The following is a 20,362-nucleotide window of genomic DNA, read 5'->3' as shown; positions in this document are numbered from 1 at the left end:
ACCTAAGATTTCTTGATCCATTACAGATAAGAGTTCCCTTAAAAAGTATGCATGAACTCCAATTCAAAATTAGATGAGTAACAAAATCTTATGTCATTAAAGACAAAAGGAGATTGCTATCATATCTTTGCGGGCTATGAGCAATACACCAGACGGAGGATCACTTAAAAACATTGTTTCTCACTGCAAAGAATACGGTTTTATATACCCATCGAGTGACATTTATGATGGACTGGGAGCCACCTATGATTATGGCCCAAATGGATCTGAATTAAAAAACAATATCAAAGAATACTGGTGGCAGGCGATGGTTCGAATGCATGAAAATATCGTCGGTATTGATGCTGCTATTTTTATGCACCCTACTACATGGAAAGCGTCTGGTCACGTGGATGCCTTTAATGATCCTTTGATTGATAACAAAGATTCGAAAAAAAGATACCGTGCAGATGTTTTGATTGAAGAGTATATCGCCAAAGTAGAAGGAAAAATAGAGAGGGAAGTAAAAAAAGCAGCTAAACGATTCGGAGATGCTTTTGATGAAGCACAGTTTGTGACTACCAATCCACGGGTAGTGGGATATAAAGAAAAGATAAAGACAATTGAGGATCGTTTAGGAGGTGCACTTAGTTCGGGTGATTTGGCTGATGTAAAGGCACTTATCGAAGAGCTGGAAATTGCAGATCCGGTTTCAGGATCTAAAAACTGGACAGATGTGCGCCAATTCAACCTCATGTTTTCCACTGAAATGGGGTCATTAGCGGATGGTGCAGATAAGATTTACCTCCGCCCTGAAACGGCACAAGGAATTTTTGTTAACTATCTAAATGTTCAAAAAACAGCCCGAATGAAGCCTCCATTTGGGATTGCTCAGATAGGTAAGGCCTTCAGAAATGAAATCATTGCACGACAGTTTATATTCCGAATGCGGGAGTTTGAACAGATGGAGATGCAATTTTTTGTGAAGCCGGGCGATGAAATGAAGTGGTATGAGCATTGGAAAGAAAAGCGCATCAATTGGCACAAGGCGCTTGAGCTGGGTGAGGAAAATTACCGATTCCATGATCACATCAATTTGGCTCATTATGCAAATGCTGCCACAGATGTTGAGTTTAACTTCCCGATGGGATTCAAAGAATTGGAAGGCATCCACTCCAGAACAGATTTTGACTTGAAAGCTCATGAAAAGCATTCAGGCAAAAAGCTGCAATTCTTTGATCAAAACACCAATGAAAGCTATGTGCCATATGTGGTAGAAACCTCAATCGGTCTAGACAGAATGTTTTTAGCAATTATGTCTGCAGCCTATACCGAAGAAAAATTGGAAGATGGTAGTGAAAGAACCGTATTGAGAATACCACCGGCGCTTGCTCCCAACAAGGTTGCGATACTTCCATTGGTAAATAAAGATGGGCTACCCGAAAAAGCAGAGGAAATCCTGGATGAACTCCGCTTCGATTTCTCTTTCCAATATGATGTCAAAGATGCTATTGGAAGAAGGTATCGCAGACAGGATGCTATTGGCACACCGTATTGTGTAACGATAGACCATCAAACTTTAGAAGATAACACAGTCACCATTCGTGAAAGAGACTCAATGAATCAAGAACGAGTGTCTGTGGCTGAGCTAATTGAAAAACTTCATGAAAAGGTGGACATGAAGCATTTGCTTAAAAAGATTTAAGATTGGAGGTATTTCTATTACTCTTAATTCCTCTGATCGCTCGATTTGTAAATCGCTATCATAAAACTGGGAGTGTTTTTCCGGCATTTTTTCTAAATGCAAAACACAAAGCATTCCTTCAAACCAATTTTGAGTTTTATCAAAAGCTGCCTCCAAAATCAAAGAAGATCTTTGAACGAAGGGTGGCTTTATTTATCAGTTCAAAAAAATTCATCCCACGTCAGATGGAGCATATAACGTGGGAGATGAAAGTCCTGATTTCTGCTTCTGCTATCCAGCTTACTTTCGGTTTTCCTAAGGTCAACCTCAGTTGGTTTCGGTATATTTTAGTGTATCCTGAATCGTTTTACAGCCAAACCAATAAGCAGCAGCACAAAGGGGAGGTCAATCCCAGGGCTAAATCCATTGTACTGTCTTGGAAAGATTTTGTAGAAGGCTATTTGGAGCCTGATGGGAGAAATCTCGGACTTCATGAAATGGCTCATGCCTTACGATTAGAAAATCGAATCATGAATGAAGATTACAATTTTCTGAATCATGAAATACTTGAAGAGTGGGAAGCCAGAGCAAAGCATACGATGAAAGAGATTAAGGATGGTGTTGAAACTTTTTTTAGGAAGTACGGTGCTACCAATAACGAAGAGTTCTTTGCGGTGGCGGTTGAGAACTTCTTCGAGCGTCCTATTGAGTTCAACTCCAAGCATCCGAAAACCTATCGCACACTTTGTCGACTACTTCGGCAAGATCCCTTATTGCTGGAAAATGCTTAGTTTTTAAGCTTTTTAATGCTATTTCTGTACCTTTAATGTGTGAAATTCGAATTTGATCCTGCAAAAAGTGCTTCTATAAGAAAAAACACGGAATCGATTTTGAAGAGGCGAAGAAATTGTGGGAAGACGAAGCTGGATACACAATTCCTTCAACTCATCATGGAGAGGATAGGAAGTTACTAATAGGTAAAGTTGGCAAAAAAGAATGGACAGCAATATTTACACATAGAAATGAAAAAATTCGTTTAATATCAGTTAGGAGGTCCAGAAAAAATGAAAAAAAATTATATATCAGTAGAAGAACTAGATAAAAAATTCGATGACGGAGAAGAAGGTATCCTTCAATATTTTGATTTAGAAAAAGCTGAGCGATTAGGGGATAACAAACCTAAACGTGTCAGCGTAGACTTTCCGGCCTGGATGGTCAACCAGCTAGATGATGTTTCAAAGAAATTGGGCGTTACCAGGCAAAGTGTAATCAAATTTTTTATTGCAGACAGACTGAAGCAAGAAAAAGCTGAAGAGATGTAGTTTTGCTCGCATGAATTGGCTTCAACTTCTTTCACACAAGCGACCCGGTGAAACAGATTTAGTGAAACACGATCAAACCAGAAGCCGGTTTGAGCAGGATTTCGATCGAATTATTTTTTCGCATCCTTTTCGGAAGCTTCAGGACAAAACCCAGGTTTTTCCACTACCGGAAGATGATTTTGTTCACACACGTCTCACGCACAGTCTGGAAGTTTCAGTGGTTGGCAGATCTCTTGCAAAGAATGCCGGAAATTACTTACTGAAAAAACACCCTGAAATCACGAAAGAAGGATACACGGCTAATGATTTTGGCGGAATAGTAGGAGCAGCTTGTCTAGCGCATGACCTGGGCAATCCACCATTTGGTCACTCCGGAGAAGACAGTATTTCATCTTTCTTTTTAACCAATGAGGCTGGCTTATTTTTCAAGGATAAAGTCTCTGATGCTGAGTGGCAGGATCTAATCACCTTTGAAGGGAATGCACAAGGTTTAAGAATATTAAACGGCAAAGGAAATGGAGGCTTGAAGCTAACCTACGCCACATTGGGTGCCTTTACAAAGTATCCATTAAGCTCTTCAAGTGAAAAGGAGAAGGATCGAAAAAGTCAAAAGAAATTTGGCTATTATCAGTGCAATGCGCAGCTGTTTAACGAAATGGCCAATGAAATGGGCTTGATATCACTGGGTGAGAATAAATGGTGCAGACACCCACTTGCCTTTTTAGTTGAGGCTGCAGATGATATATGCTACCACATCATTGACCTGGAAGACGGGTGCAGACTTGGCTTGGTTCCATTTGAGACTGTTAAAGAGTTATTGGCTGAAATAATCGGGGATTCCTACTCAGAAGATAAAGTTCAAAAAATACCATCACAGCATGAAAGGCTCGGTACACTTCGTGCAATGGCGATCGGACAATTAATTAAAGAATGCTCAGAAGCATTTATTAATCATGAAGAAGCCATGTTGGATGGTTCTTTCGATACAGACCTTACCAGCTTGATCCCATCTGCACCAGCGATGAAGAAAATCATTGAGCTCTCGATTGAAAAAATTTACCGATCCAAGCTCGTACTGGAAAAAGAAGCGGGTGGATATGAAGTCATTGATAACCTGATAGAGTCATTCGCCACGGCTGTTTATGCTAAGAATTTTGATCAGCCTCTTCCAAAACATAAGTCCATTTTAAGATTATTGCCGGAAGAATACGAGGTACAATTGAAGTCTGTCAGTTCTGTTTATGAAGCGCTTCAAATTGTGATTGATTTCATCAGTGGGCTTACAGATTCACATGCCGTACGATTGTATAAGACCATCAAAGGGTATCGATTGCCTGTTTAGTCATCTACTGACTTACCGTCTTTGTCTAAAATCTCCCAAAAAAGCATATAACTGGCAGTGCTATCCCTTTCAAGTAGCGTCATTGTAGTAGAGTATTTACCAGGCGTATCATCTACTTTAAATTTAAATACACCAAGCTTGTCATTTAGACTTACAAAATCATAGTCCCAAACTTCTATTTCATTCCACCCCTCGTTCACATCCAAAACCATATTCACTTCTTCCACATCGCCAGTATCTACTCGATGGTATCGCTCGCCTTCAGGCCAGATTTTGTGATCATTCATCTTTAGATACATTTCATCCTTGTCGATTTCATCGGGAGTGGTGCATTGGACTGATTTGATTAAGATTTTGGGCATGGTCATCGGTTTAAGAGATACTAAAAATACGCACTTAAAATAAAAAAGGCGATCCCCCTCGGAAATCGCCTCGCATTAGCCTAAGCTTATGCTGCCTTAGTTTGCTTTTATTATACGTTTTAAATACCGGTGGTCTTTGTTGATCACCTCCAATAAATACGATCCCTCAGCTAAGTCAGAAATATCAATTCTCCCCTTTGCATCTATTATTGATTTTTTCAATTTTCCATCGAGAGAGAAGAATTTTATAGATGTAATTGATGATAATTCAATGTTGAGGTACCTGGCAGTAGGGTTAGGATAAATAGTTAACTCGTTTGCAAGATCTCCAACTGATAAAGGAACAGATACATTGAATACCAGAGTCTCTGAAACTTCATTATGATTGCTGTCTCCACCTTGAGAAACAATTACTGTTACTGTTCCTTCAGTACCATTGAGGGTTATGGTAGTGCCATCAATTGTTGCAGGACCGGTTACAGTAAAGCTAAGAGGTAAACCGGAATCCACACTTGCGATTATTTCAAACGGTGCATCAGTTGGTTCTTTGTCGGATATCGGCTCAATAGTAATCACCTGATCCGCCTTGTTTACTGTTAAAATTCCATTTTCAAATGTGAATTCATAATTGCTAGAAGCACCATTTGAAACTATGATATCATAAACACCTGCTCCTGTCAGCCCTTCCTGAATTCCAAGATTCGCAACCACAACTGGCACCTCCTCCAGATTCGCTTCACTTTCTCCATCCACAAATCCAGCATAAGTCAACGTTAATTCAGGTATTTCATCACCATAGGTAATGGTTAGGTTGTCCGCAGAAACTGTCAAGGAGGCTTTTACAACCTCAAAACTTTGCTGAACTGTTTCAGCTGCCGCAAATGTATCATCACCATTTTGTGTAGCGCTAACGGTAACAATACCAGCTCCGCTAATTGTCAATTCATTCTGATTTAATGAAGCAGGACCACTTACAACATTAAAACTTACAGCCAAACCGGAAGTAGACGAAGCTGATAATTCGAAGGAGACATCTCCGTACGTTTTTGAATTGATCTGGCTGAAGGTTATTGTTTGCGCTTGCTTAAACTCTAAAACAGTAACAGTTGCTGTCGCACTAGCTGAATTCCCTGAATTATCGGTCACTGTAAGCAGGACTTCATTTGGCCCTAAATCGCTTTCAGTAAATGTAATGCTGCTTGTATTAGTGGTCGAACGACTTGTTGTGGATGATCTGGATATTTCGAAAACTAATCCACTACAATTATCCGATGACCCATTATCCACTTCTGAGGCAAGAACTTCGATTTCATTGTTTTCATTAAGCTGAACGTCAAGATTCTGCGCAATTGCTGTTGGTATAACATTATCAATCACATTTACTGTTACGGTACTTGAAGCAGTATTTCCACTTTCATCTTCCACTGAAAAGACCACAGAGTTGGAGCCGAGATGATCACATGAAAATTCACTTTGTGAAAGAGCTAAGATTAAACTTGCTTGTGATGTGCAATTATCTGATGATCCATTATCAAGGTCTGATACTGACAGAGTTGCCATGCCAGTATTGTCAAGCACCAGATCGAAGTTTGGTAAAGCTTGTACTGTAGGAGCAATTGCATCAACAACCGTAACTGTCACAGATGAAGAAGACTCATTGCCTGATCCATCCGCTACAGTTAGCGTAATTTCATTTTCACCTATATCAGAACACGTGAAACTTGATTTACTCAAAGAATATGTGAGTGATCCTGCGCAATTATCAGAGGAATTATTATCTACATCTGAGGCTACTATGGATGCATTCCCGGAAGCATCAAGCGCTAAACTAATATCTTGAGCCAATGCTGTTGGTGCAACAGAATCCTCTACCGTTATTACAACTTCTACGGAATCGATATTGCCGGCACTATCTGAAACCCTAAACATGACTGTATTAGCGCCTAGTTCCTCGCAAGAAAATGTATCTTGACTTAGGCTAAACTCCAGCGTCTGAGACGTGCAATTATCGGTTGATCCATTATCAAGATCAGACGGATCAATTGTGACTTGTCCTGAACCATCCAATGAAGCGGTGATGTTCTGGAATGCAATTGTAGGAGCGGTGTTGTCCCCTATGGTTACCTCTGTTGACATTTGAACAGCACAAGTAGATGAAGATGTTGTTGTCACTCCTTCTATTAAGTTTGAGGTGCTATACGTTCCTTTCCAAGTACCATCATTGTTGTATGATGAGCGATCAGGTAGCACCATATTGGATGCTTCAAATGTGAGGTCATCAAAATCAAAGTATGCAACCAGACCACTTTCACTTCCAGATAAACTAATGTCTTTAGCATCACTGATTTGTTGAGCTGATCGTTCAACGTTCCAGATCCTAACCTCATCCTGATATATTCCCTGATTGATTTGATTATCATCTCCTCTTGCTCCTAACTTGATCGTGTGTGTGCTTCCTCGTTGATCAATTGTAGCATTAGCGTTAGTTGCATCTAAAACACCATTGATATAAATCTTGAGCTCATTGGTGGTTTCATTGAAAGAAGCTGCAACATGGTTCCACTGCTGATCTACCAAAGGAGTACTTGAAGTAACGGTGTGGAAGCTGCCCGAACTGAACATAGCGAAAGCCTGAAAAAACCCTGAAGTAGTTGTCCTCAATATATATCCTCCGCTGGCATTGTAGGTCTCAACAATGCTGTAAAACTGATTGCCTTCCATTGGCTTAACCCAAGCTTCTATGGTCCAGTTTTCATCTAAGCGAAGTGATTCTGAATTAGGTATTTCCACATAGCTACTTGTGCCAGTAAAACTGCCAACGGCAAGTCCCTTACTATCTACTGATTCAGTAGAATTCAATTCTCCGTACACATTAAATGTGGTTGTCTCTGAGAGGTTCCCTGTACTGAAATCGAGTGAAGCTCCAGTGCCGGTTACTGGGCCATCCACGATGGAATTATCTTCACTATTTCTTAAATAGTAATCGATTCCAGATACGGATGAAGCAATGGAAATGGTTGTTCCTGTGCTTCCATCCACGCAAAAATCTGTTTGAGCAGCAGTTACTGTTTCATCTTCAATTATTGAATTAACAGTAATAGTCACCTCAGTTGATGAGACATTCCCATGTTCATCCTCAGCGAAAAACATGATAGTATTCTCGCCCAGATCAGAACAAGTAAAAACAGTTTGAGATAAAGATAGATCCAGGCTTGATGAGCAATTATCTTCAGTGCCATTATCTATCATTGCTGTAGTAGCCTCAGCAACTCCAGTAGTTTGATCGAGTTGAACCGTTATATTTTGGGCATTGATTGCTGGGCTTGTACTATCATAAACATTTATACTCATAGAAGAGGTATGAGTTAAACCCGAGCCATAGGTTGCTGTAATGTTCACATCATGAAATCCTGTCTCGGTACAATCAAAAGTTGATTGATCAAGTGTATAGGCAATTGCCGAACATATGCTTGAACCTGTTTTATCGATATCATCAATTGCAATTGTCACACTGCCGGTTTCATCAAGATAAAGATCTGTCTCAGCGAATAAAATTGTCGGCTTTACAGTAACTGTGGCACTAGCTGAATTAGAATTTCCTTCAGTATCTTCAGCAGTAAGCGATACTGTATTATCTCCTAAATCATCACAGGTAAATGATGAAACATCCAGGCTTAGTGTAACAGGATCCCCACAAGAATCTGCAGAACCATCATCTACATCTTCTGGAGTAATTGTCACCTGGCCTTCCTCATCAAGAAAAACGGTGATATTTTTAGTTATAGCGGTCGCTCCTGTACTTGAAGCACACTGACTTCTGTAGTACACATTATCAAAATTTGCACGACCTCCGGAGTTATACCCTGGAGATCGCAATGCGATGTATTGATTGGAGCCGGTATAGCTCGATAGATCAAAGGTGTAACTGGTAGGTACTGTCTCTGTAGGAGTAAAACTTGTGATCGTCTGAAATGACGGATAACAGGTGGGACAAGGCATTGTTCCAACATCAATTGTACCTGCTCCAAAGAAAGAATTAAATCTGCGTGCATCAAGTGTTAATACACCTTGAGCATTATTTACAGCTGGTAGTACTGCTACTTGCTCAAAGTTTCCAGATGGCCACATTCTCAATTCACCGCTGCTGACATAAGCTCCGCCAGCCAAATTCCAACATGCATCTGATGCGCTAAAATCTTCTTCAACCACCGCATTGACGGAACATTGAGAATAGCATTGAATAGAAAATAGAATAGTAATGGTAACGAGTAATTTTTTCATTTTGATCTTATTTAAGGCTTAGATCAAAATTGCAGGGACTAATAAGTACTTATAAGGTTCAACTTCCGAATGGAAGCTTTGGCTTTCCGAAAATGAAGGTTAGAAACCCAACCATGATCAAATCATTTATCTGAATCAGACATTCTGCATGACTTTAAATAACTCATCTTTCTTATCCCTGGAGATACTGACATTTTCATCATTATCCATAATGATGTACCCTCCATCTTGGGTGACATACTGCTTGATGAATCTTAGGTTTATAATAAAAGATCGGTGAGGTCGATAGAATTCTTTGGCATCCATGAGCATGTCTTCAAAAAATTTCATGGGTTTGCTAACAAGGATTGGGTCTTTATCCGTTAAATGTACTTCGGTGTACATCCTGTCTGCTTTTAATAAAACGATATCGTCAAACTTCACAAATAGTACTCCATCGGCCACCGGCAGTCCTATTTTTCTAATATTAGAAGACTTTAGCGTATTCCTTAACTCCTCAAGTCTCTCACTCACTTGTGATTTGCCATGATGTACGCAGGCCTTCTCGACAGCCTGTGCTACCTGCTCATCACGAAGAGGTTTTAACAGATAATCAATCGCGTTGAGTTGAAATGCTTTAATCGCATATTCACTATAAGCTGTTGTGAAAATGATCTCAAAATTAATTTGACTAGGGGCAAAAAAATCAAGTAGTTGAATGCCGGAATACCCAGGCATCTCTATATCCAGAAATACAATTTGAGGTTGAAATTCATTGATAAGCCTTACACCTTCCGGAAGATTGCTGGCTTCTTTAAGTTCTTTTATTTGCGGACAGTTATCTTCCACCAAAACTCTTAGGAGTCTTTTCGCTTTTTCTTCATCATCGATGATCACTGCCTTCATTGCAAATCAAAAATATATTCAGTCAATTACTTACTGTGTTCCAACTTCCGAAAGGTCATTCTGGGCTTCCATAGTCATTGGTATTCTTATGATGACTTTAGTCCCTTCAGGATCGCCTTTATCATCAGTCATATCCAATACTTCTTCCTCAATTGGTTGTTCCCTATCCAGATTTAAAAGTCCAAGCCTACTGGTGGTTGCTTGTGTGGCAAAGGATTTATGTCCGGGGTTTCTCATTTTGTTGATCTCCTGAGATTTCTTTCTACCCACACCATTATCAATTATCTCACAAACTAGAACATTCCCTTGATCGGATTTTATATTAATTGTTAAAACTCTTTCAGACTCCTTATGAAGCAGTCCATGCTTCACTGCATTTTCAACGTATGGCTGTAAAAGTAGAGATGGAATTAATTGCTCTGTATTTACTCTATTTCCAATATTAATTGAATAGGTAAGCGAATCTTCAAACCTCAGTTTTTCCAGTTCAAGGTATAGATTTAGCGCCTCCGTTTCTTCACGTATGGTTACTGATTTTACCTGACTATGTTGAAGATAGATCCTCATCAAATCGGCAAATTTTCCCAGATATTTTCCTGCAAGTTTGCGTTCATTTGTCATGATGTACTCCTGAATAGAATTCAATGCATTGAACACAAAGTGTGGATTCATTTGGGAACGTAAAGCTTTCAACTCTGAAGCCCTATATTGACGCTCCAGATCAAGGAGCTTTTGGGTTTCTGCGAGTTCCAGATCAGAAAGTGTTTTTTGCTTTTTAAGTTTTCTCTGACGAAATACAAGCGCAAGTGCAAAAACAAGAAGAAAAACAATAACCACCATCCCAATGATTAAATAGCGCTGTTGATCTAACCTTGACTGTTGAAGACTCGTCAGTTGTTTTTCAGCCTTAAGCTCCTCCTCCTTTAGGTTTGCTTCATATCTTGCCTGCATAGAGGATAACTTAGACACATTCCTACTTCGCTGGATTGAATCTGTTTTCTGTGAGTAGTATTCAAGGGCCTCAATAGCCTCTTTGTATTTTCCTTGTGCCTTCAATACCTGGTATTTCAGCCTTGGATAATCCAGACTACCAGATCGTATTTTACCTGCTTCTTTCATATAGAATAGGGCAGAATCATACATTTTAAGGTTTTTGAAAGCAAATCCTTGATTTGCAGTGAGGTAATATTTAGTAATCAAGGGGAAGTCATATTTCTCAGCATAACTCAAAGCTTCTCGTGATAACTGGATTCCTCTTTGATTTTGTCCAACTCTGATAAAAGGAGCGGCAGCCATGGAAAGAGCATGTGCATAACCATACTCGTACTTTGCTTTTTGGGCAAGAGCTATCGCTCTCTCACCGTAGTAAACTGATGAGTCTAAATTCAAAACAATCCATCCATTATAAACCTTGCATAACTGGATATTTGCTCTAACTTCAAGGTCTATGTCACTTAGCTTTATTGCTTGGTTCAGTGCAGATCTATAATATTTAGTTACTGTTTTGAGGTCATTGTTCTTTCTGACTACTGCTGCCAGGTCAAAATATATTTCTGGCTCTAATTCAACTAAATTGTTCTTTCTGGCTAAATCAAGGGCAGCATAGAATTCTTTTAAAGATTCATCATTTTGATTTTGTTCACTTAGGATATTTCCCGTTATACGGTGTAACTCCACCTGATCTCCTATTTCCAGAGGTGTGGTTATAAGTTTTATCAAACTATCTGCATCTGCATATTTATATAATAACAATAATACTCCAGCATGCTTAATGATGGCCTTATCTCTTAAAGAGAAATCAGACCTGCCCTCAGCTACGTTGAATACTCTTTGAAAGTATAGATTGATGGAATCGGGATCATTTGTTTCCATAAAATCTATCTTTCTAAGAAGCTTATCGGGATCTTGTGATTTCGAAAAATGGAATATGGCTAAAAACGCAACTATTAAAGTCAGTCTCATTCGATATGCTTGGAAATTGAAACAATTTACCAATTTACCTTAACCTCAACTCACGATTCATATTTGTTAAGCTGATAACTCCCTGAAAATCTTGCCCCTAAGAGTAGGTTCATTACCTTTGCGCACTATTTTATTATGTGGTCTAAGCTCGCTCATACAATCCTCCGTTTTCGCGTCACGCTCATGGTCCTTTTGGCTATAGTGACGGTGTTTATGGGTTACAAATCTCAAAACATCAAATGGTCCTATGACCTGGCGAATATTGTTCCGGAAAAAGATCCGGACATGGTCTACTTCAGGCAGTTTCGGGAGACCTTCGGTGAAGATGGAAATATCATGGCCATAGGGGTTAAGGATAGCGCTATCTACAAGCTTGAAACCTTCAAGAAGTTCAGTGATCTAACCTACGAGCTAGAAGCACAAGAAGGTATAAGAAATGTTCTGGGACTACCTAACCTTCAGAAGTTGGAAAAAAACAATCAAAAACGAGCCTTTGAATTAAAGCCAATTTTTGATGGGTTCCCGGAAACACAAGATGAACTAGATAGCCTTTTACAAGGTGCTGCCAGTCTGAAATTTTACAGTGGTCAGCTGATCAATTCCGACAATGGTGCCACATTAATTCTGATCACCATCAGAAAAGAAGTCCTTAATTCCAAGAATCGAGACCAACTGGTTAATAGCATTATTGATGCAGGCAAGAGATTTGAAGAAGAAAGTGGTGTAGACGTCCACTTTGCGGGTTTACCTTATTCACGATCAATCACAACGAGCAAAGTCAAGGCAGAACTGAACATGTTCCTTGGGTTGTCTTTGATTGTCACAGGCATCATTCTTTTCCTATTCTTCAGGTCATTTAAAGCGGTCTTCTTTCCACTGATCATTATTGGTGTAGTCGTCATCTGGGTGATGGGCACATTGGCCTTGCTGGAATACAAAATTACCTTACTCACGGGTCTAATCCCTCCAATCATTGTTGTAATTGGGATTCCAAACAGTGTATACATGCTAAACAGGTATCACCATGAATTCAGTGAGCATGGTGATCAGATGAAGGCATTAAGTAGGATCATCAGAAAAATTGGTGTGGTTACATTCATTACTAATCTTACCACAGCGGTTGGATTCTTTGTATTGGCTACCACACAAATCAATGTGTTGGTAGAATTTGGAATAGTAGCCGGTATTAACATCATGGCCACATTTGTGGTAAGTATCATTCTAATACCTGGAGTATTCTCACTTTATAAGCCGCCTTCTCAAAAGCATTTGAAGCACCTTAAGTTCAAAATGCTGGATGCTGTTATCAAGTGGCTGGATGTCATTGTTCACAAATTAAGACCGGCAATCTTTATTGTCACCATAATTGTAGCTGGTGTTTCAGCATACGGTCTTAGTCAAATCAAGGCTGTTTCTTACATGGTTGATGACATCCCCGAGAACAGTCCTTTGAAAAAAGACCTTCACTTTTTTGAAGAAAACTTCAGTGGCATTATGCCACTTGAGATTATTATTGACACGGGAGCAAAAAAAGGAGTTCAAAATCTTAGAAACCTTAGAAAGATCGATGAGTTTGAAAACTTTATTTCATCCATTGATTATATTTCACAGCCTGTTTCGGTGGTGAGTTTTGCCAAGGCAGCACGTCAGGCTTTTTACAATCAGAGCCCCGCATTTTACTCTCTTCCTACCAATAGGGATATGGCATTTATCATGCGATACCTGAGTGAAGGTGAAACAGAAGATATATCTCAGTCATTTGTTGATTCTACAAGCCGTTATTTAAGGGTGTCCCTGAAAATCGCAGACATAGGATCGAATCGATTAGACTCATTGGTAAATGGTGTGATCGCTCCTAAGATCGACTCCATATTCGTAGATTCTAAAATGGACGTCAACCTTACCGGAACGACTTTGATGTTTATCAAGGGGAATAAATTCCTCATTGAAAACCTCCTTACTTCAATGATCATTGCTTTCTTCATAATCGCTGTGATCATGGGATTGTTATTCAGAAACTTAAAAATGATCATCATATCGATCATCCCTAATATTATACCACTACTGGTAACCGCAGGTATTATGGGCTATTTTGGCATTCCCCTCAAACCAAGTACTGCCTTGATTTTTAGTATCGTATTTGGAATCTCCGTAGATGATTCTATCCACTTCCTTGCTAAATATCGCCAGGAGCTTTTTGCTAATAATTTTAATGTATCAAAAGCGATCAGTAAGAGTATACGAGAAACCGGATCAAGTATGATTTATACATCTATCATCCTGTTTTTTGGATTCATCATTTTCGTTCTTTCCGAGTTTGGTGGAACCATCGCATTGGGTAAACTTACTTCGATCACATTATTTTTCGCGATGATCACCAATGTGGTAGTCTTGCCGGCATTAATCCTGCAGTTTGATAGCGGTAAGCGAAATAAAAAAAGTCACCCATTGATTGAAAGCGTTCCTGAATTGGCCGAGGGAATCGACGATGATGACGATGAGTCAAAAAATAATAGTAATAACGCAGTTTAAGTTAAGTATTTGAGGACCGTGAAATATCCTGAATTTAAAAAAGTCAGCTACTCAGAAATTGCCAAAGACATCCTGAAATTTTGGGAAGAGAATCAGATTTTTGAAAAATCTGTGAGTAGCAGAGAGGGCAAAGACACATTCACTTTTTATGAAGGCCCACCATCAGCCAATGGTACCCCCGGCATTCACCATGTGATGGCACGTACCGTAAAGGATATTTTCTGCAGATACAAAACCCTTCAAGGTTATCAGGTAAAGAGAAAAGGAGGTTGGGACACACACGGACTCCCTGTGGAGCTTCAGGTGGAAAAGCAACTTGGAATTACCAAGGACGATATAGGCAAAAAAATCTCGGTAGAAGAGTACAATGCTAAATGTCGGGAGGCGGTAATGAAATTTAAGGGTGAGTGGGATGATCTCACTCGCCAGATGGGTTACTGGGTTGACCTGGACAATCCCTATGTGACCTTCGAAAAAGAATACATCGAGTCTGTCTGGAATCTACTCAAGCGATTGTTTGATAAAGGGCTGCTTTATAAAGGATATACCGTTCAGCCGTACTCACCAGCTGCGGGTACGGGATTAAGTTCACACGAATTAAACCAGCCGGGCACCTACCGAGATGTAAAAGACACCTCTATTGTTGCTCAGTTTAAAGTCAAGAAAGATGAAAGGTCCACTTTCCTTTTTGATGAAGACTCTGAAGATGTAAGGATTCTGGCATGGACAACCACTCCTTGGACCCTGCCTTCTAACTGTGCGCTGGCAATTGGGGAGAAGATCACTTACGTGAAAGTGAAAACCTTTAATCAATATTCTCACGAACCCGTGTCAGTGGTACTGGCTAAAGATTTGGTAGGTAAGTTTTTCTCCGATAAAGCAAAAGACATTTCGCTAGCAGACTATACGGCTGGTGATAAATTAATTCCATTCGAGATCGATCAGGAATTCAAAGGGTCGGATATTGTCGAGGTTCGATACGAACAATTAATGCCATATGTGACGAATCCTGAGCTGGAAGAAAAAGCATTCCGTGTCATCCCCGGAGATTTTGTTTCCACTGAAGATGGAACCGGGGTAGTACACACTGCATCCGTTTTTGGTGCCGATGACTTTAGAGTCACTCAGCAGGCAGGAGTACCATCAGTGATGGTGAAGGATGAAAAAGACCAGGACGTACCGCTGGTGAACAAGCAAGGAAAGTTTGTTGAAGAGGTTACTGATTTTGCAGGAAAATATGTGAAGGAAGAGTATTACAGTGATGAGGAGCGAAACGATCCGGACTTTAAGCCAACAGATGTCTTAATTGCAATCAAGCTTAAAGAAGACAATAAAGCATTTAAAGTAGAGAAATACGAACACTCCTACCCACACTGCTGGAGAACAGATAAGCCGGTGCTTTACTATCCATTGGATTCGTGGTTCATCAAAACGACAGCACTAAAAGATCGACTGGTCGATTTGAATAAAACGATCAACTGGAAACCTGCTTCAACAGGTACCGGTCGTTTCGGAAATTGGCTTGAAAACTTGGTGGACTGGAACCTGTCAAGATCCCGTTTCTGGGGAACACCGCTTCCAATCTGGGTAACTGAAGATCGAACCGAGATGAAGTGTATCGGTAGCATCGAAGAGTTGCAAAAAGAGGTACATAAATCTGCTGAAGCAGGTTATATGGATGCAGACCTTCCGGAAGATTTTGACCTGCATCGACCCTATGTTGACGATGTGGTTCTAGTAAGTGATTCCGGTAAAAAAATGATGCGCGAGCCGGATTTGATAGATGTCTGGTTTGACTCTGGTGCTATGCCTTACGCTCAGTGGCATTATCCATTCGAAAACGAAGCAACCTATAAAGCCAATTACCCTGCTGACTTTATTGCAGAAGGAGTAGACCAAACACGCGGATGGTTCTTTACCCTTCACGCGATAGCTGTACTTCTGAATGATTCAGTAGCCTACAAAAATGTGATTGCCAATGGGCTCGTTCTTGATAAGAACGGAAACAAAATGTCCAAGCGATTAGGCAATGCTATCAATCCATTCGAAACACTGGATAAGTATGGTGCTGATCCTACAAGGTGGTACATGATTGCCAATGCCAATCCATGGGACAACCTGAAATTTGATCTGGATGGTGTGGCTGAAGTGCAACGCAAATTCTTTGGAACACTTACCAATACGTATTCATTCTTTTCGCTTTATGCCAATCTGGATGGATTCCAAATGGATTTGAGTAAAGCTACTCCAGTATCTGATCGACCTAGATTTGATCGATGGATCATGTCTGAATTACAGATCTTAATCAAGGATGTTTCTTCATACTATGAGGATTATGAGCCGACTAAAGCTGCCCGTGCTATTCAGGATTTCGTAAATGACCAGCTTTCAAACTGGTACGTTCGGTTATCAAGGAAACGGTTTTGGAGAAGTGAGCTAAATGATGATAAAAAAGCTGCATACGAAACATTGTATGAGTGTCTTTTGGCAACTGCTCAGCTCATGAGCCCAATTGCTCCGTTTTATGCAGAGTGGCTTTTTAAGAATTTGACCGAAGGTAATAGTGAATTCGAATCAGTGCATCTAAGCCTGCTTCCGAAAGCTGATGAAGGCAAAATAGACCAGGCCTTAACCGACAGTATGCACTATGCTCAAAACATTTCTTCATTGGTTCATTCTCTAAGGAAGAAAGAAAAAATCAAGGTTAGACAGCCGCTTCAGAAGGTGTTGATCCCGATTCTAAAGTCAGAAGTGCGAGATAGGATTGAAGCAGTGGAAGAGTTGATCAAGACAGAGATAAATGTGAAGGAAGTAGAGTATGTGGATGATGCTTCAGGTATCCTGGTAAAGAGCATAAAGCCCAATTTCAGAAAACTAGGTCAGCAATACGGACCAAAAATGAAAGCCATTTCAGGAGTAATCAACAACTTCGGAAAAGAAGAAATAGCTGCCATTGAACAGAACGGAAGTTTTGAGATTGATGCTGACGGAGAAAAGATCACGCTAACATTGGAAGATGTAGAGATTACCTCTCAGGACATTCCAGGATGGCTTGTAGCTTCCGAGGGAGGTCTTACGGTAGCACTTGATATAACAATTTCTGAAGACCTAAAGAAAGAGGGCTTAAGCAGGGACATGGTCAACCGTATTCAAAACCTTAGAAAAGATAAAGGGCTTGAGGTTCAGGATAAAATATCGATCAAATATGCTACTGAAGATGAAATGATGAGTAATGCACTTTCTGATTTTGCTGATTACATCAAAACCGAAACACAGGCGTTATCACTAGAATCTAACGGAGCTAGTGGAGGAGAAAAGTTCGATATTGACGGCATTGAAATTGATGTAAAAATTGAAGTTGTAAAATAGTTCAGACTTGCCACTGATGTGGACAAACGGATATAGATGAAAAACCAGGTACTCAAATATTTCTTAATAAGCTTTCTTATAATCATCGTGGATCAGGTAGTGAAAGTAGTCGTTCACTATAATATGAGTATGGGCACTCAGGGTCAGATCATGATTTTTGGTGACTGGTTTAAGCTTCATTACCTCACGAATCCCGGAATGGCTTTCGGTATGAAGCTGAACTTTGAGTACGGCAAGCTGATTTTAACTGTTTTCAGAATTGGTGCCATGTTTGCGATTGGATATTACCTCTACTCCCTGATTAAACAGAAAGCCAATTCAGGGCTTATTATTTGCATTGCACTTATTCTTGGAGGAGCTATTGGCAACCTTATTGATTCAATCTTTTACGGCATTTGGTTTGATAACGCTCCATTTGATGCCCCAAGCCCATGGTTTCATGGACAGGTGATCGATATGTTTTATATAGATATCTGGGAAGGATATTTACCAAAATGGATACCACTTCTTGGAGGTGACTACATGGCGTTATGGCCGGTTTTCAACATTGCAGATGCTTCAATATTTGTTGCGATATGCTTTATCATAGTATTTCAGAAACGATATTTTAAGAAGGAAGAAAGTGAGTCTGAAGATCAACTTGCAAGTACTTAATCTTGAACTTTCGAGTCGATTTCTTTAATTTTCAAAATACCCAACAAGATTCTGGATCGGATAATGCGAAAGTCTTTCACTTGCAAAGTGGCCATACTGCACTAGTTGTCCGGTATCAATTAAATATCCATTTTGATCTAAGGAAAATGGCTCAGAGCATTGGAGCCAGGATATTTCAACTTCACGACTAATTGGATCCGTATATATAACCTGAAGAAAACCTCTAAAATCTATCAACTCAGGGTTATTAAATGATGTTATTTCCTTCAATTCAAGAATAGCAGCTTGTTGTATCCTCCTGTTCGATTCTCCTCTGATATCGTAGTAATTCTCTCCAATTAGGTATGCTTGAAATCCGTTTTGTGGTAGCTCTCCAGCCGATAGCGATGCTATAAAATGAAAAATTGATCCTTTATAAGCAGCATATCTTCCTTGATTGAAGTATTCCAGATTTTCTTCGTCTTCTGACAAGTCTTTAATATCTGCAGGCTCACCCTTAAGAGAAACCTTTCCACCTTTTTTTTGAAATCCATCGAGCCTGAATTGGACAATATAACCTAATGCTTCATTGGAAATCTCCAGTAATTCATCACTTGTTGCAGTGAAGCCATTTGATCTCTCAAAATCGATCACCCATGGGTTAAGTATCTTACAATCCTCTGAAAGAGGGTTCAATCCGAACAGCTCTTGCCTAAATATCTTGTATTCCCTTCTCCATTTCTTATCTACTTTACTTTCTATTTCTATATCCTCAAGCTGATTTTCGATGGGCTTTAAGTTTACTCGCAAGCGGACTTCATTGCCAATTTTCGTTTCATGGCGAACATAATTAACATGACTAATTATAATTCCGGTTGGTATTTGATCTACTATAAGTTGAAATTTTCCATCATAATTTGTGAAGGTTCCATGACTACTGTCTGCAAGAATGACATGAGCATAAGCCACCGGCTCAGAATTACTAGCATCAAGAAGTATTCCGTCTACCACCCGCTGGGAGAATGAGGTCATTAACATTAGAAAAAACAACTTGATACTGAGTAAATATTTCATACAGCATTTAGGTTAGCTGAGAGAGTCACGTCACAACACATGCTATCAAGTAGCATATCATGTATGAAAGAAATGTTTTGATAAAAATCAATAGATTCGTTTTAACATTCAAAAGTAAAAAATTCAAATCAGTCTAATTTGAAAAAATATCACATCCTCAACGGCGATGCATTAAAGGATCAATTTCCCAATGAGATTGAAGGGGAAATCATTGTTGCCAGAGAATGTATGATTGAAGGGCCAATTAAAGAAAAAGATCTCAAATTACTTTTTCAGAGCAGAGCAAATTTCATAGCTGATTCCTACGGGATAGAAGATTACTCAGAAAAAACCATCCCTGAACTAAACAGAATTACACAAATAGAAAAAGGCGAGGTAAACCTTTGGTTTGAAGAAGACTTGTTTTGCCAGACAAACCTCTGGTTCGTTTGTAGTCTGCTTTACCAGAAAAGCATCAATGTCTATTTAGTTATGCCCAATACTTCACTGGAATATGGGTTTAGTGGATTGGATAAGGATGGATTAGTTAGGGCTTACAAAACCAGGAAAAAACTGACTCAAATAAATATCAATCAATTTGCACTTCTGTGGTTCGCCTATCGTAATGACGATATTGAGCGGCTTCTTAAACTTGGCGTGCAGGTCCATAGTGATTTCCCATTTGTGATGAATGCTATAGAGGCCCATTTTGATCGTAATCCACAGAATGGTGGCTTGGGGAAACCTGCACAAATCATCCTGGACATTATGAAGGAGAAAAAAACTGAGGACTTTAAAGTAGTCTTCAGGGAGTTTTCAAAAAGAGCACCTATTTATGGGTTTGGTGATATACAGGTTAAACGAATATTTGATGAGTTAAAAACTCAATAAAAATTTTTATTCAATCCAAACAAGATAAAATGTACCTGGCAGCATAAATCGGGCTTTTATTTTTCTG

The 20,362-nt window shown here is 39.6% G+C and carries 14 protein-coding genes; 9 read left to right on the top strand and 5 right to left on the bottom strand.

What is annotated here, in order from left to right; genetic code table 11:
- The first annotated feature begins 136 nt into the window (after nucleotides 1-136).
- The 5 genes from ACQK2H_RS02685 to ACQK2H_RS02665 all read left to right on the top strand — a co-directional run bounded on the left by ACQK2H_RS02685 (nucleotide 137) and on the right by ACQK2H_RS02665 (nucleotide 4,327).
- Nucleotides 137-1,684, top strand: a complete 1,548-nt coding sequence (locus ACQK2H_RS02685) for a glycine--tRNA ligase (RefSeq protein WP_425389934.1) — start codon at nucleotides 137-139, stop codon at nucleotides 1,682-1,684.
- Between the two features lie 2 nt (nucleotides 1,685-1,686).
- A complete protein-coding gene (locus ACQK2H_RS02680; protein WP_425389933.1) occupies nucleotides 1,687-2,454 on the top strand; it encodes a zinc-dependent peptidase in 768 nt (255 codons plus the stop codon).
- 116 nt (nucleotides 2,455-2,570) lie between these two features.
- Nucleotides 2,571-2,765: a BrnT family toxin gene (locus ACQK2H_RS02675; RefSeq protein WP_425389932.1), complete on the top strand. Its 195-nt coding sequence runs from the start codon at nucleotides 2,571-2,573 to the stop codon at nucleotides 2,763-2,765.
- Nucleotides 2,728-2,985, top strand: a complete 258-nt coding sequence (gene brnA, locus ACQK2H_RS02670; RefSeq protein WP_425389931.1) for a type II toxin-antitoxin system BrnA family antitoxin — start codon at nucleotides 2,728-2,730, stop codon at nucleotides 2,983-2,985. The genes ACQK2H_RS02675 and brnA overlap by 38 nt, the downstream gene beginning before the upstream one ends.
- Before the next feature lie 10 nt (nucleotides 2,986-2,995).
- Nucleotides 2,996-4,327 (top strand): deoxyguanosinetriphosphate triphosphohydrolase, encoded by a 1,332-nt coding sequence (locus tag ACQK2H_RS02665; RefSeq protein WP_425389930.1) that lies wholly within the window; start codon nucleotides 2,996-2,998, stop codon nucleotides 4,325-4,327.
- Here ACQK2H_RS02665 and ACQK2H_RS02660 read toward each other — a convergent pair.
- From ACQK2H_RS02660 to ACQK2H_RS02645, 4 genes are all read right to left on the bottom strand, one after another.
- On the bottom strand, nucleotides 4,324-4,689 hold the full coding sequence (locus ACQK2H_RS02660; protein WP_425389929.1) for a hypothetical protein: 366 nt from the start codon (nucleotides 4,687-4,689) through the stop codon (nucleotides 4,324-4,326). The two genes, ACQK2H_RS02665 and ACQK2H_RS02660, sit on opposite strands and share 4 nt — an antisense overlap.
- Nucleotides 4,690-4,785: 96 nt before the next feature.
- The gene (locus tag ACQK2H_RS02655) at nucleotides 4,786-8,970 is read right to left on the bottom strand and encodes a LamG-like jellyroll fold domain-containing protein (protein ID WP_425389928.1); all 4,185 of its coding nucleotides are present in this window, start codon (nucleotides 8,968-8,970) and stop codon (nucleotides 4,786-4,788) included.
- Nucleotides 8,971-9,105: 135 nt separating this feature from the next.
- Entirely contained in the window at nucleotides 9,106-9,855 is a 750-nt protein-coding gene (locus ACQK2H_RS02650) for a LytR/AlgR family response regulator transcription factor (RefSeq protein ID WP_425389927.1), read from the bottom strand.
- 30 nt (nucleotides 9,856-9,885) lie between these two features.
- On the bottom strand, nucleotides 9,886-11,817 hold the full coding sequence (locus ACQK2H_RS02645) for a tetratricopeptide repeat-containing sensor histidine kinase (RefSeq protein WP_425389926.1): 1,932 nt from the start codon (nucleotides 11,815-11,817) through the stop codon (nucleotides 9,886-9,888).
- 135 nt (nucleotides 11,818-11,952) lie between these two features.
- Between ACQK2H_RS02645 and ACQK2H_RS02640 the strand changes: the two genes are divergently transcribed.
- The 3 genes from ACQK2H_RS02640 to ACQK2H_RS02630 are packed head-to-tail and all read left to right on the top strand — an operon-like array spanning nucleotide 11,953 to nucleotide 18,372.
- The gene (locus ACQK2H_RS02640) at nucleotides 11,953-14,349 is read left to right on the top strand and encodes an efflux RND transporter permease subunit (protein WP_425389925.1); all 2,397 of its coding nucleotides are present in this window, start codon (nucleotides 11,953-11,955) and stop codon (nucleotides 14,347-14,349) included.
- Between the two features lie 18 nt (nucleotides 14,350-14,367).
- Nucleotides 14,368-17,718 carry an isoleucine--tRNA ligase gene (gene ileS, locus ACQK2H_RS02635; protein WP_425389924.1) on the top strand — a complete coding sequence of 1,117 codons (3,351 nt, stop codon included), beginning with the start codon at nucleotides 14,368-14,370 and terminating at the stop codon, nucleotides 17,716-17,718.
- A gap of 36 nt (nucleotides 17,719-17,754) precedes the next feature.
- The gene (locus ACQK2H_RS02630; RefSeq protein ID WP_425389923.1) at nucleotides 17,755-18,372 is read left to right on the top strand and encodes a lipoprotein signal peptidase; all 618 of its coding nucleotides are present in this window, start codon (nucleotides 17,755-17,757) and stop codon (nucleotides 18,370-18,372) included.
- Nucleotides 18,373-18,396: 24 nt separating this feature from the next.
- Here the strand turns inward: ACQK2H_RS02630 and ACQK2H_RS02625 are convergent, their stop codons facing one another.
- Nucleotides 18,397-19,425, bottom strand: a complete 1,029-nt coding sequence (locus ACQK2H_RS02625; RefSeq protein ID WP_425389922.1) for a carboxypeptidase-like regulatory domain-containing protein — start codon at nucleotides 19,423-19,425, stop codon at nucleotides 18,397-18,399.
- A gap of 138 nt (nucleotides 19,426-19,563) precedes the next feature.
- Between ACQK2H_RS02625 and ACQK2H_RS02620 the strand changes: the two genes are divergently transcribed.
- On the top strand, nucleotides 19,564-20,295 hold the full coding sequence (locus ACQK2H_RS02620) for a DUF1835 domain-containing protein (protein ID WP_425389921.1): 732 nt from the start codon (nucleotides 19,564-19,566) through the stop codon (nucleotides 20,293-20,295).
- Nucleotides 20,296-20,362: the final 67 nt, after the last annotated feature.

The organism is Ekhidna sp. (assembly GCF_965228795.1).
GTDB lineage: Bacteria > Bacteroidota > Bacteroidia > Cytophagales > Cyclobacteriaceae > Ekhidna.
Note: the sequence above shows the minus strand (reverse complement) of the source record. Positions and strands in the feature narration are given on the sequence as shown.